Here is an 18,212-nt window from a genome sequence, read left to right as displayed (position 1 = left end):
GGAATCTTGGTGAAGCAAGGAGAGGGACGGCGCCGCACGCCCTTGGCCGAGGCGGCGGGCGCGCATGCGCCGTGCTCTCGTCGTACTGTTACAGGCTTTCTATGTAGAAGCCTTCACCTTTGACTTCGCCGTCGGTGAATTTCATGAACTTTTCAACCCAGTGGCCGCCCGTCTTTGCATTGGGATTGCTTGCCAGAGCATCGAACGAGGCTTCGTCTTTCCAGACGGTGGCCAGGCCGAACATGGACGGGTCTTTTTTGGAGCGCATCAGACCGAAGCCGATAAGGCCAGGAATATGGTCGCCTGGCTTGGAGCCGTCATTGGGCAGCAAGGATTTTTCGAGCAGCGACCTTGCTTCCTTTTCGTTTCCGGCCTTGATGTTAGCGCGCGTGATGGTGAGAAACATTCCAGCCATGATAGTGATACTCCTTCAGGTTTAGAGAGGAACAACGAGGGGAGGACTGCGCATGCCTAGCTGCTGTTTGAGCGGGCGGAACAGAAGGAACTGATTGTTACTTCTGTATCCGGTTTTGGCACATCGGCAGTGTATTCGCGTTGATCAGTTTCAACCAACGCTTGAAAAGAATTTTATCATCTAGTTACAGTTGCGGGCCACCCTTTGATACGGATCAAAAAATAAATTCGGGAAACAGCTCGCCGCGGATCGGCCCACCCACCCGCAACCCGGCTTCCAGGCCGAATTTTTCCAGCGCGTCGACCATTTCCTGGGCATGCGGCGCGACATAGGCGTCGTCGGTCACCCATCGCGTGACGAAACGGCGTGCGACGCGGGACGTCTGGTTCCCTGGCGCGCCATGAACGGTGCGTGCATCGAAGAGCACGCAATCGCCGGGCTCCATATCCCAGCCGATGATGTCGTAGGCATCGCGGTCGGCTTCGATATCGGGGACCTCGCCGAACAGCGAGGCATCCAGGCGGGACTTGTCGCCATGGAATTCCGCATAGTAGCTGTCCGCTGCGGAGTGCTTCGAGGCATCCGCGAAGAAGGATTTCGGCATCAGGATCTTGCCCCAGGCATGTGAACCGCGAACGAACTCCAGAGTCGCGCTGCGGGGTATGGGATCCAGCGCCACCCAGATGGAGCAGAACGGCCCCAGTATGACGGTATCGTGATGCCACGGCGTGCGATCCGATGTGCCCGGCTGCTTGACGAACCACGTGTCCTGCGCCAGCCGGATACGATGCGAACCCAATGCTTGCGAAGCGATGCGGCCCGCCGGAGACGCATGGCAAAAGTGTTCGAATTCAGGAATATGCCGCCGCGACCAGCTATCGGACAGGAATGCACCGTTGCCATTGTCGAGCTTACGAAAGAAAGGGCTGGGGGCCTGGATATTGTGCTCTATGCCGTTGCGGGCGAGCTCGACCCATTCGTCGGAGAAGGCCTTGCGGATGCAGGCCACGCCATGCGCATGGTAGTCGTCCAGATAGTCGGGGCGTATCGCCATCGTGTCTTTCCTTGGAGTAGCGGCGTGAAACCGGAAGCGGCAGTTCCGCATGTCCGTCCGTGAGCAAAGTATAGCCAAATTTGAAATAAATTGTATCCAAATTTATATAAAAATGGGATAATTGTCCTTCGCTGATAGAATGAACTGTAATTGCTACAACTTGTTAACACAATGGGAAATATGTGCCATATGTGGAAAAAAAACCGGAAGGGTTGTGCATGAAAAGGGCGCGGTGGATGCTGCGTATCCGCCCTGCGCGGCCGGAGGAGCCGACATTCGTGTTCTTTCCCCATGCCGGCGCCACATCTTTGTCGATCGGTCGTCTCCTGACTGCCCTGCCGCCCCAGGTGGGCGCGATCGTGGCCGATCTGCCCCGCGGCAGCGGCCTTGACGACGGAACACCGCCCGACCAGGCGGAGCTTGCGGCCGAAGGCCTGACGCAAGGCCTGGCATCCCTGTACGAGCAAGAAACCACGGCGCCCAGGCTGGTGCTGGTCGGCAACAGCTATGGCGCCTTGCTCGCCTACGAAACCGCCTGGCGGCTGCTGGAAGCGGCGCTTTCGCCCGAACGTCTCATCGTTTCCGGCTTTCGTTCCCCTGTGCTGCCGCCGGCCGATCCACCCTTGTACCGCCTCCCTTTGCCGCAGTTGCGCGCCGAGCTCAGCGCGCGCTACGGCGGCGCACAGGAAGCCGACGCGACCGAGTGGGATGACATGCCGGGCATAGAGGCCTTGAGGGCCGACCTGAAGGCCTGCGATACCTACCGGCACGCGCGCCACGGCCGGCTTCCACTGCCTATCGACGTGCTGCGCCTGACGCGCGATACATCCACGTCGCTGGAAGACCTCCGGGCATGGCAGTCGGTCACTTGCCTTCCGTTACGCATGGCGGATTGCGCCATGGGCCATTTTCCCTGGGCCGAGTCGCCGGAACTCATCGCCCGCACACTGATTCATCTGACTTACGCACCCTAGGTGGAGCCTACCGTGAAACAACAGCTACGGGATTTACTACATGGCGGGCTCAGGCCGAATGTCCGTCGATTGGACCGGGTCGAGAAAGAAGCCTGCGCCTTGCTGGGGCTGCCGCCGCCCGAGTCGTCGCAGGAAAGACTGTCGCTGAACCTGCGGTCCGGCGCCGCCGGTCGCGCCGAGCACGACCCTGCGCTGGATCTCGTTCAGCACCTGCTTTCCGAACGCCTTGCCTGCCCCCAGCGGGCGCTGGGCCTCTTCGGCGTGGGCATCTTGCACCTCATCACCCACAAGTCCGAAGAGGCCCGCCACGTCGCGCTGGACAAGATCGGCGATGTGGAAGGGCTCGCAAGCCGGCTGGATCTCAAGGCCGCTGACCCCGAGGACGCCTTGAGGGCGGGGGCGTTCACGCGCTTCCTGCTCGACGCCTATGGGCTGGAGGGCATGCTGGCATTTGCGCGCGGCATGGAGAAGGGCGCATCGCTGGACGAGGTCGCGCGCGGCGCGACGGGCAAGTCGCTGGCCATGCTGGAGCTCCAGTGGGGCGAAACGCTGTCTCGGGAACAACCCGCCAAGGGCTTATGGCCCTTCGTGCTCTGGACGATCGGTCTGCTGCGGCCCTACCGCCTGTTTTGCGCGCTGTTGGTCGTGGGCATACTCATCCAGACGGCTTACGCGACCATGATGCCGATCTGGCTGAATGACCTGTTCGACGACGGCATCACGGCCCAGAACGCCAGCGTCATCTGGCGCACGCTAGCCTTGCTGGTGGGCGGCTTCCTGGTCACGTCCGCGGCGGGGGTGGCCATCGATTTCAGCGTTTCCACCCTGGGCCCCAAAGCCCTGAACGATGTGCGTACGAAGGTTTTCGGCAAACTGCTCGCCTTGTCGTCGCGTTCGCTCAACCACTTCAAGAGCGGCGATATCGTCTCCATGTTCTCGGCAGACATGCAGGTCATCGAGAATGCGATCGTCCGGGCCGTGCCCGGCATCGTATCGAAAGCCTTCCTGATGCTAGGGTCTCTGATCACGGCGGTGATTCTCGACTGGCGCATGGCGATCGCCACGATTTCCCTTCTGGTCGTCGCGTTCTGGGCGCCGCGCCAGGTGGGCCGTCTTGCCGTGCGGGCCGCCTATGCCCGCAAGGTGGAGGACGGCAAACTGGCGGGCTTCATCCGGGAGACGGTGCAGCTGCTGCCGGTGATCCGCATCCTGGACGTGGGCGCGCATCGCCGCGGACAATTCGATGGCCATATCGATGACATCTACCGGGCAAGCTACAAGCAATTTCTGATGGGCGAACTCACGGGGCGCGTCACGGTGTTCTTCATCAGCGCCGCGCAGCTCGGCATCATCGGCCTTGGCGCGGTATTGTCGCTCAACGGCACCGTGTCGGGCGGCGTGGTGGTCGCCTACATTGGCCTGCTGCTGGCCTTCGGCGGTTCTGCGGGCGCCATCGCGGCGCTGCTGCCGCCCGCCATACAGGCGGTGGGCAGCTGGCAGCGCGTGACGACCGTGCTCGCCCAGCCCGACGATATCCCCGAGGCGGCAAGCGGCGCCTCGTTCGATGCGCCCTTGGAGCGGGTGGCGTTCGACAACGTATCCTTCAGCTACGCGGGCGACCGCCTGAACCTGAAGGACGTGTCGCTCGACACGCCCACGCCGCGGCGCGTCGCCCTGGTCGGTCCGTCCGGATCGGGCAAGAGCACCGTCATCAATCTTCTGTCCCGGAACTATGATGCGCTGAGCGGCGGCATCTACCTGAACGATACCGATATCCGGGATATCGGCAACCAATCGCTGCGGTCATTGATGGCTGTCGTCAATCAGGACACCACGCTGTTCGAAGGCTCCATTGCCTATAACATCCGGATCGGGCGCATGGACGCCACCGACGAGGAAGTCCAGCGCGCCGCCAAGGCGGCGGAAATCCATAGTTTCATCGTTTCCCTGCCGGCAGGCTACGACACCAACGTGGGCGAGGGCGGCAAGCTGCTGTCGGGCGGGCAGCGCCAGCGCATCGTGATCGCGCGGGCATTGCTGCGCGATCCCCAGATTCTTCTCCTGGACGAGGCCACGTCGGCGCTCGATGCGGAAGCCGAGGCGGCCATCAACAGCACGCTCGCCAAGGTAAGCGCCGACCGCACGCTGTTTTCCGTCACCCATAGGCTGGCATCATGCCCCGACATGGACCTCGTCTGCGTATTCCAGGACGGCAGGCTGGTCGAACAGGGCAGGCACGATGAACTGCTGCGGCAGGGCGGCGTCTATGCGGGAATGTGGGAGAAGCAGTCCGATATCTCCATTGCGAACGCCGGCCAGGACGTCGAGATCACCGTGGATCGCCTGCGCAAGATCCCTCTGTTCGCCAACGTGCCGGAAGCCGATCTGGAGCGCATACGCGGCAAGTTGCGCGTCGAAGAGGTCGAGGCCGACACGGTGCTGAGCATAGAGGGCACCACCGCCGGACGCTTCTACATCATTGCGCGCGGCACGGTTGAAAGCTCGGTGCTGCTGGGCGATGGCAGCTCGCTGACCATGGAAATCCTCGAGGTCGGCGATTTCTTCGGAGAATTCGCCCTGATCGAAGGGCTGCCCAACCCCACCACATGCCGGACGCGGCATCCCTGCCTGCTGCTGTCGCTGAGCCGGCAGGACCTGCGCCATATTGCCGACCTGCACCGAAGCACCAGCGAGCAGTCCGATCTCGAAAAAGAGATCGCCGCCACCCTGGACCGCCGGCTGGATGCCAAGCTCGACGAGCTCATGAGCCGCCGCCTGGCCCTGCGGCAATCCGCCGCCCCAGAGACACAGGCCCAGCCCGCCGACTGAATTCAAGGAGATATCGTGAAGACGCCCACACCGCTTGTCGAACCCGCGCTGCTGCCGCGCATCCTCGCGCAGCGGGCTGCAGATCTGGCGGACCGCTGGTCCTATGCGTTCCTGGACAGCCAGGGCAGCGAGCAATGCCGCTGGAGCGCCGCCGAACTCGCAGCGCGCGCCCGGGCCATTGCGTCCCGCCTCATCGAGGCCACCGAGCCGGGCGAGCCGGTGCTGCTGGTTTTCCAGGCCGGCCCCGCCTTTCTCGCGGCCTTCATGGCCTGCCTCTGGAGCGGACGCCTGGCGACGCCCATCAATCAGCCCCGCCGCAATCGCCTGATCGAGCGGCTCGAGGCGGTCGCCGTCGACTCATCGGCGCGGGTGGCCCTGACCAGCGGCGACCTCATGGACTCCATCGCCGAATGGCGGGAGTCCAGCCGGCATCTGGGCGCGCTGGACTGGATCGCGACCGACGGCATTCCCGAATCGGACGGGCTGGACCCTGTGGAGCTCCTGGCCACGGATATTGCTTTTCTTCAGTACACCTCGGGCTCGACCGGCTCGCCCAAAGGCGTGCGCGTCAGCCATGGCAATCTCGTCCAGGACATGGCGCGCATGCAGAATGCCTGGGGCCTGAATCCGTCATCGGTCATGGTCAGCTGGTTGCCGGCCTTCCATGACCTGGGACTCATCTTCGGCTTGCTGCAGCCGCTGTTTTCGGGATGCGCGTCCGTGCAGATGGCGCCCAATGCCTTTTTGCAGAAACCCGCCTTGTGGCTGCAGGCGATCACCCGCCACCGCGGCACGCACTCGGCCGCGCCGAGCTTCGCCTACGATCTCTGCTGCCGCCGGATCTCTCCGGAAGACCGGGCAAGCCTGGACTTGAGCAGCCTGGTCATGACCATGAACGCCGCCGAGCCGATCAATCCCGCCGTGCTGGACGAATTTTCGCTCATGTTCCAGCCTTGCGGCTTCCGCCGCGAGGCCTTTGCGCCCGCCTACGGCTTGGCCGAGAGCACGCTTGCCGTCACGGCGAATCCGATCGGCGTGGCGCCCGTCCTGCGCACCTTCGACGTTGCAGCACTGGAACGCGGCCAGGCGCGTATCCTGCAGAACGGCGCGGAGGGCGGCCGTGTGATGCCGGGCAGCGGCGAGGCTTTGCCGGACGTACCCATTGCCATCGTCGATCCTGAAACCTTGGCGCGCTGCGCGCCGCACGAGGTCGGAGAAATATGGGTGGGGGGGCCCACCATCGCCGAAGGATACTGGCAGCGGCCGGACGCGACCCAGGAAACGTTCGGAGCCAGGATTGCCGGAGAGCCCGATGGGGCAACCTATCTCCGGACGGGCGACCTTGGCGTCGTCGAGGACGGGGAACTCTTCGTGACGGGGCGCATCAAGGACCTCATCATCCTGGGGGGCGCCAACTTCTATCCGCACGATATCGAACGGGTCGCGCAGGACGCGCACGCCGCGCTGCGCCGCGACAACGGCGCGGCCTTTGCCATCGCTTCCGACGATGTGGATGGCGGACGCGAGCAGGTCGTGCTGGTGCAGGAGCTCGAGCGCTCGCGCCGCGCAGAATCGCCCGAGCCCATCATCCAGGCCATCGTCGAGTCGGTATGGCAAAACCTGGAACTGCCTTTGGCGCACGTCGCACTGGTGATGCCGGGTTCCGTGCTGCGCACCTCCAGCGGCAAGATCCAGCGCCTGGCGAACAAGCGCGCGTTCCTGGAAGGCGGTCTGCCCGTCGTCGCAAGCTGGCGGCGCATGGGGCTGGAGCCGCCGCGGACCCAGGCGCCGCCAGCCGCTCAGGATATCGGAAAGCCGGCAGCGGCCTCCCTCACCGCGTGGCTGACGGATTGGCTGGCCGGCCGGCTCGGGCTTCCGGCACGCGCCATCGATGCGGGCAGGGGCTTTGCCGAAATGGGCCTGGATTCGCTGGGTTCGGCCGAACTCGCGCTGGCGTTGGGAGAGCTGCTGGGCGTCGAAGTGCCTGAAACCATCGCCTTCGATCACCCGACCATTGCGCGGCTGGTCGCGCACTTTGCGCCCGACGCGGCGGCCTTCCGTCCGCAAGACACGCAGCCGCCGGTGCCGGCGCCGCGGCCGGCCGGCGGGGATCTCGAGGACCTGCTGAGCGCGATCGAAAGGGGCGAGCCATGAACGATCAAGCCAGGAAAGCGCTGCATGAGCGCATTTCGCGGCTGGACCCCGACCAGGTCGTCGCGCTGGTCACCGGCCTGCAGCAGCGCATCGACACATTGCGCGCCGAACAATCGGGCCGGGACGATGTGGCGCCGGTGGCGGTGGTCGGCCTGGGCTGCAGGTTTCCGGGCGCCGATGACGCCGCGGCGTTCCGGCGCCTGCTGCGCGAAGGCGTCGATGCGATCGGCGACCCGCCGCTGGATCGGCCCGAACGCGATGCGCTGCCGCGCGGCGGCTATGTCCGGGGCATCGATCGTTTCGACGCCGCCTTCTTCGGCATGCGGGACAGCGAAGCCGCCCATATGGATCCACAACACCGCCTGATGCTCGAAGTCGCGTGGCATGCGCTCGAGGACGCCGGCGCGGCCGACGCTTCACGTCGCCCGCGATCGACCGGTGTGTTCGTCGGCATCAGCACGCACGACTATGAAGCGCGTTTCCATGCGCCCGGGCAGGGATTCACGCCGCAGGCGACGACCGGCAATTCGGCCAGCGCCGCCGCAGGCCGCCTGGCGCACCTGCTCGACGTCACCGGCCCTGCGCTGGCGATCGATACCGCCTGCTCTTCATCGCTCGTTGCGGTGCATGCGGCTTGCCGCAGCCTGCAGGCAGGGGAATCCGACATGGCGATTGCCGGCGGCGTCAACGCGCTGGTCTCCGACGCATGGACACGCGGGTTCGCTGCGGCGGGCATGCTTAGCCCTAGCCAGGCGTGCCGCAGCTTCGATGCCGCCGCGGATGGCTACGTGCGGGGCGAGGGCGCCGGCTTCGTCGTGCTGAAGCGCTTGCCGGACGCCTTGCGGGACGGCGACAGGATCAGGGCGGTCATTCGGGGCGGCGCGGTCAATCACGATGGGCGAGCCAGTTCCCTGACGGCGCCCAATGCGTCGGCACAGGCCGCCTTGATACGCGCGGCACTGAAGGATGCCGATCTGCGCCCCGCGGACGTGCAGGTGGTGGAATGCCATGGCACCGGCACCCCCTTGGGAGACCCCATTGAAGCGCAGGCGCTGGCCGACGCATATGGTGCAGATCGCGCAAACGCGCTTTTGCTGGGCGCGGTCAAGACCAATATCGGGCACCTGGAGTCGGCCGCGGGCATCGCCGGCTTGATCAAGCTCGTGCTGATGCTGGAGTCCGGCCAGTTGCCGCCGACCCTGCACCAATCATCGCCCAACCCTCGCATCGCGTGGGACAAGCTTCCCTTGCGGGTGGTCGACCGCGCGCAACCCTGGCCCGCTGCGCCCACGCGGCGGGCGGCGGTCAGCAGTTTCGGCTTCAGCGGCACCAACGCCCATCTCATTCTGGAAGCCGCGCCGGCGCGCGATTCCTCTGCGGCGGCCACGCGGCAGAGCGGTCCGCTGGTCCTTCCCTTGTCGGCGCCCGACGAGCCGGGCCTGGCACGGATGGGGCAGCGGCTGGCCGACTGGATGGCAAGCGGCGACGCCGACCCGCGAGGTGTCGCAGCCAGTCTTGCCCTGGGACGCCATGGCCTCCCGGCCAGGGCCGCAGTCGCGGGAGATGATCTGGACGCGCTCGTGGCCGGCCTGAATGACGTCGCCGCCGGACAGACCCCGGCGGGCGGCGCCCGCGGGACAGCCATGCAGGCCGCGCCGCGAATCGCTTTTCTCTTTACCGGCCAGGGCAGCCAGTGGCCGGGCATGGGCAAGGGCTTGTATGAAGACGATCCCGTCTTCAGGCGAGTGGTCGACCATTGCGCGGCGGTGGTGGATCCCCTGATCGGCGATTCGCTGATCCGCCTGATGTTCGATGAGCCCGGCGAGGGCCCGTCCTTGGCCGATACGCGCGTCGCGCAGCCCGCGCTGTTCACCCTGGGCTATGCGCTGGCCGAACGGCTGGCGGCCTGGGGCGTCGAGCCCGAGTTCGTCATCGGGCACAGTCTGGGCGAATACATCGCGGCATGCCGGGCAGGGGTGTTTTCCCTGGACGATGCCCTGAAGCTGGTGGCCGAGCGCGGACGCCTCATGGGGGCGGCAGCGGAAGGCGGGGCGATGGCGGCCGTGTTCGCGCCGCCCTCCTGCCTGGAGGGCTTGCCCGACGGCCTGGCAGCCGGTATCGACCTGGCCGCCGTCAACGCGCATGACGAATGCGTGATCTCGGGGGAATCCGATGCCATCGGCCGCGTGTGCGATGCCCTGGAACGCCAGGGAATCGCATCCCAGCTTCTGCGCACGTCGCATGCCTTCCATTCGCGTCTCATGGAGCCGGCGCTCGAACCGTTCGCCCGGGTGCTGTCCGGCATGAAACTGGCGCAGCCGCGGCTTGCGCTGATCTCCAACTCGACCGGCTCCGCGGAGGCCGCTTTCGATACGCCCGAGTACTGGACTGACCATATCCGGCAGCCGGTCCGCTTCGCCGAGGGAGTCGGCGCGCTTGCGCGCATGGGCGCGAATGTGCTGATCGAAATCGGCGCCGCGCCCAACCTGATCGGCTCCGCAGGGCGCTGTCCCGACTTTGGCGATGCGCCGCCGGCGCTGATCCCGACCTTGCGCCGCAATCAACCTGCCTGGCGTTCGCTGGGCAGCCTGCTGTCGCAACTGCATGTGGCCGGCGTGCCGCTGCGCTGGGAGACGCTATACGACCGGGCCGAGCGCAGCGATGCGCCGGGCTACCCCTTCGAGCCCAGGAGCCATTGGATTCCGTTGATGGATGTCGGGGTCAGACCCGTGGGGTCTGACCCCTTTGAGGGTGCCGGAGTTGGGGTCGGACCCCGTACGGGGTCCGACCCCTCCAACGCCGCAGCTGCGATGACTGATGGGGTCAGACCCTACGGGTCTGACCCCTCCGGCCCCTTGAACAAGGCAGAAGTCGCCGCCTTCATGGCGCGCGCCCTGCAGCTTCCGGCGGCTGACCAGTCCTCCGATCGCGGCTTCCTGGAAATGGGAGTCGATTCCCTGGCGCTGACCGAGGCGGTTGCGGCCATGGAGCGCAAATGGGGAATTTCGATTCCGCGACGCGCTTTGTTTGAGTCATTGAACACCCCTTTGCGTCTGATCGAGCACGTGCTCGCGGAGGCCGGCGCGGCCCGAGGGGTCGGACCCCGTGCGGGGTCCGACCCCGGCACAAGAACGGCCGCCTCGCATGAAGGGGCCGGACCCCATATTGGGTCCGACCCCAACTACGGGTCGGCGGCGGTGCAGGGGGTCAGACCCCATACGGGGTCTGACCCCAACTACAAGTCGGCGGCGTTGTCTGGAGGGGTCAGACCCCGTACGGGGTCTGACCCCAGCAACCACGCCGCGACGCTTACCCCGGCACAATTGAACGGTCTCGCCGAGTTTTCCGAGGCCTATGTGCGGCGCAGCCAGGCCTCGCGCGAACAGCGCAGCCGCTTTGGGGTCTATTTGGCCGACAGCCGGGCAGTGGCGGGATTTCGCGCCGAAACCAAGGGCATGCTGTATCCCATCGTGGGGGCTCGAGCCCAAGGCAGCGAGCTGTTCGACGTGGATGGCAACCGCTACGTCGATATCGCCATGGGGTTCGGTGTACAGCTCTTCGGCCACAGCCCGGCCTTCATCGTCGAGGCCATCAGCAGGCACTTGGGCGATCGCGGCATGTTCATCGGCCCGCAGGCGCATCTGGCCGGCGAGGTGGCTCAGCGCCTGTGCCGCCTCACCGGCAATGCCCGCGCCGCTTTCTGCAATAGCGGCACGGAAGCCGTGATGACGGCGCTCAGGCTGGCCAGGCACGCGACGGGGCGGCAGCGAGTCGCCATATTCCAAGGGTCGTACCACGGGCATTTCGACGGGGTGCTTGCGCAACTGGGCCCCGATGGCAACGCCGTGCCGATGGCGGGCGGCACCCCTCCCGGCATGGCAGAGGACATCCTGCTGCTGGATTACGGCGACGAAGCCGGAGCGCTGGAGATCCTGGCGCGCGAAGGGCCGTCGCTGGCCGCCGTATTGGTCGAGCCCGTACAGGGTCGGCGTCCCGACCGGCAGCCACGGGAGTTCCTGCAGCGTCTGCGGACGCTGACGCGTTCGACCGGCACGGCGCTCATCTTCGACGAGGTGCTGCTGGGCTTCCGGGTCGCGCTGGGCGGCGCACAGGCATGGGCGGGAGTCCGCGCCGATCTGGCCACTTACGGGAAGATCGTGGGCGGCGGCTTGCCCATAGGCGTCGTAGCGGGCGATGCCCAGTATCTGGATGCGCTGGATGGCGGCGCATGGCCGTTGGACGGCGCAGGCGCGCCACGAGACGGGCGCACGTTCTTTGCCGGCACGTTCAACAAGAACCCGCTTGCCATGGCGGCGTCCCTCGCCGTGCTCGAACACCTGGAATCCGCAGGCCCCGGCCTGCAGGAAACCCTCAATGAACGCACGCGGGTATTCGTCGAACGATTGAATCGCGTGCTGGAGGACGAAGGCAGCGGCATATCGGTACACAGCTTCTCTTCCCTGTTCCGCTTCGTGGGCGCCAGCGATCTGTTCTACAACCACATGATCCAGAACGGCGTGTACGTATGGGAGGGGCGCACCTGCTTTCTCTCCACGGCGCATAGCGCCGAAGACCTGGACAAGATCGAGAGCGCGGTGCGCGATTCCGTCAGGGGAATGCGCGCGCGCGGCATGCTGGCACCGCTCGCCTCGCCCGCAGGACCAGATCCCGCCGCCTTGCTCCGGGGGCCGGAGCATCTGCCCGCCGCGCCGGGGCAGACCGCCTTGCGGATGCTTGCCGCGTTCAGTCCGGAAGCCTCGGCAGCCTATAACCAGACTCTGGTTTTCGACCTCCGGGGAGAGCTGGAGCCCTCCGCATTGAAAACGGCACTGGAAGCCGTCTGCCGGCGGCACGAGGCCTTGCGCAGCACGTTTCCCGAAGACGGCGAGACGCAAGTCGTCCACTCCGATCTGGCCCCCGATTTTCGCCTTTTGCGCTGGACGGATGCCGAGGCCGTATTCCAGCATTGGCTGGACGGCATCGCGCTGGTCCCCGTGGACCTCGAACACGGTCCCATGCTGACGGCCTGGCTGGTCGAGTTCGCACCGGAGCATCATCGTCTGGCGCTGATCATGCCGCATCTCATCGTCGACGGATGGTCCATGCAGGTCATCGCCCTCGAAATGGCGGAGCTGTACAACGCGGCGCTGCGGGGCCGCGCGCCCGATCTGGCGGAGGCCGTTCCGTATCGCCGATATGCCGCCCACGCAAGGCAACGCGCCGAGGACGCCGAGCCCGCCGGCTATTGGCACGAACTGTACCGGACTGTGCCGCCGCCGCTGGACCTGCCGGCGGACCGCCCGCGCCCCGCGTTGCAAAGCTATGCGGGCGCTCGCGCTTCCCTGCGGGTCCCGCTGGATCTGCGCAGCAGGCTCGAAGCCCTGGGGCGTCAGGCCGGATGCAGCCTGTTTTCCGTATGCCTGGCCGCCTACGGAAAATTGCTCGCGCGCTTGTCGGGCCAGCGCGATCTGGCGATCGCCATCTTCTCCGCCGGACAGCCCGAGCTTGCCGCGCCCGCATTGGTGGGCTACTGCGTGGGCGTGCTTCCGCTGCGTATGGAGCTGGATGAGTCGCAGCCGCAGGCGGCGCTCATTGCCCAGGCGCAGCGCGCCGTGGTCCAGGGCATGGCGCACCGCGACTATCCCTATGCGCGGCTGCTCAAGGGACTGAAGCTGCGCAGGGATCCATCGCGGCCGCCATTGGCGTCGGTTTCCTTCAACCTCGATCGTGTCGATGCGCTGCCGCGCTTCGATGGCCTGGATGCATGCATCGACGCCAATGCGCACGGGGCGGTCCGCTGGGACTTGAACTGGAATATCCTGGCCGATGCCGATGGTCTGCATATCGACGCTTTCTATAACCGCGATCTCTTCGATGCCGGACGGGTCGAATCCTGGCTGCGGCAGTACGTCGGCATCCTCGAAGCCTTCGTGCAGGGCGACGCGGATGCCGCATCTCTGGCATCCGCGACCGAGGCGGGCGATATACAGAGCCTGGCCGAGCGGGTGGCGCATGCCGCCCTGGAGACGCCGTCATCCCTTGCGCTGCGCGACGGTCTGGGCGCCGTCGACTACGCCACGCTGAATGCCGAAGCCCATGCGCTGGCCCAGGCGCTGGCCGGATCGGGGGTCGTGGCCGGAGACCGGGTGGCCTTCCGCCTGCCGCGCGGACTGGGCCCCGCCGTGGCCATGCTCGCGGCAATGCGGCTGGGCGCGGCGTTCGTGCCGCTCGATGAGGACCACCCCGACGCGCATCACGCCTATGTGCTTGAGGACAGCGGCGCGAAAGTCCTGGTGATCGAAGACGGTGCGCGCGCGGCGTTCGACGGTGTCGCCGTGCTGGCCTGGCGGCGCGGTCAAGAGGCCGTCGGTCGCGTGCCTCCACCCGCGCGTGTTTCCGCCCGGGACCTGGCCTATGTCCTGTACACCTCCGGCTCCACGGGCCGGCCCAAGGGCGTGATGGTTCCGCACGGCGCCATCGCGACATACGTGCCAGCCATGCTTCGGCGGCTCGGCATGCCGGGGCCGATGTCCTTCGCCATGGTGTCGTCGTTTGCCGCCGACCTGGGCTATACCTCGGTGTTCGGCGCGCTTTGGAGCGGCGGCGCCTTGCACGCCATCGATGCGGAGACCGCAAGAGACCCGGAAGCCCTGGCGTCGTGGTCCGTGCAAACGCCTTACGACGTGCTCAAGATCGTGCCGGCGCACCTGGCGGCTTTGCTGGATGCGCCCAATGCCAAGGAACTGCTGCCGCGCCGCGGCTTGATCCTGGGCGGCGACGTCCTGGCCTGGCGCCTCGTCGATCGCCTGCGGTCGCTGGGCGCGACATGCCGGATCTTCAATCACTACGGCCCCACAGAAGCCACGATAGGCGCCTGCATGACCGAGGCGCTGCCGGAACTGCGCAGGGATGGCGATCATGCCGTTCCCATCGGCCGTGCGCTGGACGGCTACGACGTCGCCATCCTGGATGGCGACGGGCGGCCCATGCCCGACGGCGGCGAAGGAGAGATCGTCATATCCGGCCCGGCGGTGGCCGCCGGCTACACCCGGCCGGAACCGGCGGGCAGCGAGCGCTTTCGGCGCTCGGAAAACGGCATGCGCAGCTATCGCAGCGGCGACCTTGGCCGCAGGCGTCCGGACGGATGCATCGACTTCATCGGACGCGGCGACGATATGGTCAAGATACGCGGCCACCGCATCGAGCCGGCCGGCCTGGCCGAGGCCTTGCGCGCCCATGCGGGCGTGCGCGACGCGGTCGTGCTCGTCGACAGGCGCGACGGCCGAGAACCGGTGTTGCTGGCTGCGGTGGCGAGCGATGTGGATGGCGGCGCATTGCGGGCCTGGCTTTCCGAGCGCGTGCCGGCGGCCATGGTGCCTCAGCGCATCCAATCGCTTCCCGCCTTGCCCCTCACCGCCAATGGCAAGGTCGATCGCCAGGCCTTGCTCGCTTCTTCGCAAATGGCGGCGGCGCAACCCGGCAGCGATGCCGACGGCGACGCGTCCGCTGCCGACGGCTCCGTCCTGGACCAGATTTGCGAGTTGTGGCGCGAGATCCTCGACTCGCCTTCGCTGGGGCCCGATGACGATTTCTTCGCCTTGGGCGGTGATTCCATCATGGCCATCCAGATCGTCGGGCGAGCCCGCAGGCTGGGATGGGCGCTGACTCCCGCACAGGTATTCCAGGCACCGACGCCCAGGCGTCTTGCGCAGCTGGCAATGCCGGTGGGCGGCATGGCGGGGCGCGAACCCGTGCAGGAAGCCGTGCCGCTCACGCCCATCCAGCGATGGTTCGCCGAGACACCGATGCCCGACCGCAATCGCTGGTGCCTGGCCGCGGTGTTCCGCTATGCGGGCACGGTCGGCGCGGCCGGCCTGCTCGATGTGGCGCGCGCGCTCCAGTCCACGCACGATGCCTTGCGCGTGCGCTGGATACCGACAGCAGACGGCGTTGCGCAGCAAGTGACAGCGGCCGGCTATCCCTGCGTGCGCGTGGAGCAGGCGGAAGGTATGGACGAATCGGATCTTGCGCTTCGCGAAGATGCGCTGGCCGACGAGCTGATGGACAGCCTGGACCTGGCTGAAGGCCGTGTCTTTGCGCTTGGCGCACTACAGGTTTCGGCGGAGCACGCCAGGCTCGTCGTCGTCGTTCATCATGCGGTGTCCGACATGGTGTCCTGGTCCATTCTTGCCGCGGATCTCGATGCCGGCTTGTCCTCCGGCTCCGCATCGATACGCGCCGCGTCCACTTCGTGGTCGTGGTGGGCAAAGAAGCTGCCGGACCGCGTGCAAGCGGCGAGCGCTTCCCTGGCGCTCTGGAAGGACATGCTGAGCCTGGCCGCCGATTGTGTTCCGCTGCCCGTGGACCATCCCGATCTTCCCAACACCGAAGGCGAGGCGGCGGACAGAAGGCTGGTGATGCCGGCCCAGGCGTCCGCCGATCTGATGAACGGCATGGCGTCGGTTTTCGGCCTGCGTCCGCACGAGGCGGTATTGGCGGCGGTGGGGCTGGGCATGGCCTCGTGGGCGGGGGGCGCGTGTCTGCTGGACATGGAGGGACACGGCCGTCAGCCCTCTGATTCGTCCGTAGATCTTTCGCGGACCATCGGATGGTTCACCACCCGCTATCCCTTCGCGATACCGGCGGCGTCCGACGATGTCCCGGCATGGGCCATCGCCCTGAAGGAGCGCCTGAGGAGCATACCCGAGGGCGGCCTGAGCTACGGCTTGCTGCGGTACGGCGGACATGAGGCGCTGCGGGCCGAGCCTCCTGCATCCTTCAACTTCGTCGGGGAAATCAAGCAGTTCGGAAGCAAAGGATTGGCTTTGCAGCGGCTTGCGCCCGGCACCGAGCGCTCGGCGGCCGCAAGCCGGCGTCATCAACTGGCTTTCGATGCATGGCTGGAAGAAGGCTCCATCGTCCTGTCGTGCCGGCATTCCCCCCGGCATGAGGCGGCAACGGTTGACGCATTGCTGGAATCCGTGCGGCAAATGGCGCTGCGCTTGTCGGCGGCCTGCGTCGAATCGGCCTCGGCCGTGTATACGCCGTCCGACTTCACGGGCATGGAGTTTTCACAGGATGAACTCGATGCCTTGATGGGGCAGATCAACGATGCCGGCATGGAGAAAGGAATGCCGCAGCCATGACGCCGTTTCCCCTGCATTTTCACTGGCTGGTGAACGATCTGCATGTCTGCGCCGGACCGCCTTCGAACGGTCAGGTCTGGTGCCTGGATGTCGATGTCTGGCGTCCGTCGACCGGCGAGGGCGAATTCATGCTCTGGGACGCCAACACGCCCTGGGGGCTCGTGCGCCGTGATCCCAGATCGCGCACCATCATGTCCGTCTCGCCCGTGGAGCGCGAGCGCGATCTCCTGATCGTGGCGGAGCAGGGCATCGGCGACATCATCCAGCAGCTGCGTTATGTGCCGCCGGTGGCGGCGCAATTCAGCCGCGTGCGGATCCAATGTAACCCCGAATTGCATCGCCTGATCCGCCAGCAGGACCTGGCCATCGAGCCGGTGACGCCGGATCAGGCGCTGGCCGACCCGCCCAAGGTGCGCGTGCCCTTGATGCGCATGGGCGCGCTGTGCTCCGACCCCTGCCGCGGCGACGCCTACCTGGCCGTCACCCGGTCGGCCGCGAACCTGGCGCGCCGCTCCCATCCCGGACTGCGTGTGGGGCTGAACTGGTCGGCGAACCGGAGGGGGGTGGCCAGGGACATCAAGTCGATCCCGCTGGATCTGCTCGAACGCCTGGTCGGGGATCATCCCGGGATCTCATGGGTCAGCGTTCAATGGGGAGACGACGAGGCGGCCTTGGACGCGAGGCACTGGGCTTCGGATATCGAGCGCTGCGGGCGAACGGTGCGCGACGTGGCCGACCTTGCGGAGGTCATCGCGGGGCTGGACCTGCTCATCACCATAGACAGCGCGCCGGCGCATGTGGCCGGCGCGCTGGGCGTACCGGTCTGGACATTGCTCAGCAAGCCCTGCAGCTGGCGCTGGGGCCTGGACAGCGAAGAGACCGCGCTGTATCGAAGCATGCGGCTGATCCGGCAGGCGGTGTTCGACGACTGGGCGGAATGCCTGGCGAGGGTGTCCGGGCTTCTGAGCCAGGCCGGGCATTCCGCGGATGTGTTCGGCGTCACGGGCGCCACGGCGGCCAGGGAGCCGGGACCGGCATCCTTGTATGAAGCCGGCGGCCAGGCATCGGTATCGCTGTCCGACGCGCTCGACCAGTGCGGCAGGCATCCGAGCCTGCGCGCCGCCTTCGTCGCGCAGCCCCTTGAATTCCTGGAGTCGCAAGGAGTGCGCCTATGGCCGCGCGATTATCGCAGCCTCAATCAGATATTCAAGGCCATGGTGGACTTTCATGGAGGCTTTTCTTGGTGCTCGCCCCTTAAGTCGCTACAATCAGCTACTTTCAATACAACGGTTGCCTCATGAGTCTTTCTAGCGAAAAAATCGGCGAGGTTCTGGTGATTTCGGCGTCGGGCCAGATCAATAGCGCAAATGCCGCAGCAGTGGAATCCGACCTTCTGGCCTATGTCGACCAAGGAGAGCGCCTGTGCGCGCTGGACCTCAGCGGCCTGGACTATATCTCCAGCGCCGGACTGCGGGTCGTCCTGATGCTCGCCAAGCGCCTGAAGCAGAACTCCGGGCAACTGATACTGTGCAGCCTGCAGCCGCATGTGCACGAAGTGTTCGACATCAGCGGTTTCCTGGCCATACTCACGGTGGTCGAAGACCGCGGCACGGCGGTGGCCCGGCTGGCCGCCGCTTAAG

At 66.3% G+C, this 18,212-nt stretch carries 8 protein-coding genes; 6 read left to right on the top strand and 2 right to left on the bottom strand.

Annotation, left to right across the window (positions count from 1 at the left end):
- Positions 1-88: 88 nt before the first annotated feature.
- Both ACSBPU_RS20720 and ACSBPU_RS20715 read right to left on the bottom strand, forming a co-directional pair.
- Positions 89-415, bottom strand: coding sequence for an antibiotic biosynthesis monooxygenase (locus tag ACSBPU_RS20720; RefSeq protein WP_180069123.1), 327 nt, complete (start codon positions 413-415; stop codon positions 89-91).
- 214 nt (positions 416-629) lie between these two features.
- Positions 630-1,469 carry a phytanoyl-CoA dioxygenase family protein gene (locus tag ACSBPU_RS20715; protein ID WP_442593809.1) on the bottom strand — a complete coding sequence of 280 codons (840 nt, stop codon included), beginning with the start codon at positions 1,467-1,469 and terminating at the stop codon, positions 630-632.
- 218 nt (positions 1,470-1,687) lie between these two features.
- On the opposite strand from ACSBPU_RS20715, the gene ACSBPU_RS20710 reads away from it, so the two are divergent.
- Genes ACSBPU_RS20710 through ACSBPU_RS20685 form a run of 6 tightly spaced genes read left to right on the top strand, consistent with a single transcriptional unit; the run spans position 1,688 to position 18,211 of the window.
- Entirely contained in the window at positions 1,688-2,443 is a 756-nt protein-coding gene (locus ACSBPU_RS20710; RefSeq protein WP_442593807.1) for a thioesterase II family protein, read from the top strand.
- A gap of 12 nt (positions 2,444-2,455) precedes the next feature.
- Positions 2,456-5,272: an ATP-binding cassette domain-containing protein gene (locus ACSBPU_RS20705; RefSeq protein ID WP_442593805.1), complete on the top strand. Its 2,817-nt coding sequence runs from the start codon at positions 2,456-2,458 to the stop codon at positions 5,270-5,272.
- 15 nt (positions 5,273-5,287) lie between these two features.
- Positions 5,288-7,426 carry an AMP-binding protein gene (locus ACSBPU_RS20700; protein WP_442593803.1) on the top strand — a complete coding sequence of 713 codons (2,139 nt, stop codon included), beginning with the start codon at positions 5,288-5,290 and terminating at the stop codon, positions 7,424-7,426.
- Entirely contained in the window at positions 7,423-16,572 is a 9,150-nt protein-coding gene (locus tag ACSBPU_RS20695) for an amino acid adenylation domain-containing protein (RefSeq protein ID WP_442593801.1), read from the top strand. The genes ACSBPU_RS20700 and ACSBPU_RS20695 overlap by 4 nt, the downstream gene beginning before the upstream one ends.
- Positions 16,569-17,873, top strand: coding sequence for a glycosyltransferase family 9 protein (locus tag ACSBPU_RS20690; protein ID WP_442593799.1), 1,305 nt, complete (start codon positions 16,569-16,571; stop codon positions 17,871-17,873). The genes ACSBPU_RS20695 and ACSBPU_RS20690 overlap by 4 nt, the downstream gene beginning before the upstream one ends.
- Positions 17,870-18,211 carry an STAS domain-containing protein gene (locus tag ACSBPU_RS20685; protein ID WP_442593797.1) on the top strand — a complete coding sequence of 114 codons (342 nt, stop codon included), beginning with the start codon at positions 17,870-17,872 and terminating at the stop codon, positions 18,209-18,211. Before ACSBPU_RS20690 ends, ACSBPU_RS20685 begins: the two co-directional genes overlap by 4 nt.
- Position 18,212 lies beyond the last annotated feature (1 nt).

This window comes from Parapusillimonas sp. JC17, from assembly GCF_052180245.1.
Classification (GTDB): Bacteria; Pseudomonadota; Gammaproteobacteria; order Burkholderiales; family Burkholderiaceae_B; genus Parapusillimonas.
Note: the sequence above shows the minus strand (reverse complement) of the source record. Positions and strands in the feature narration are given on the sequence as shown.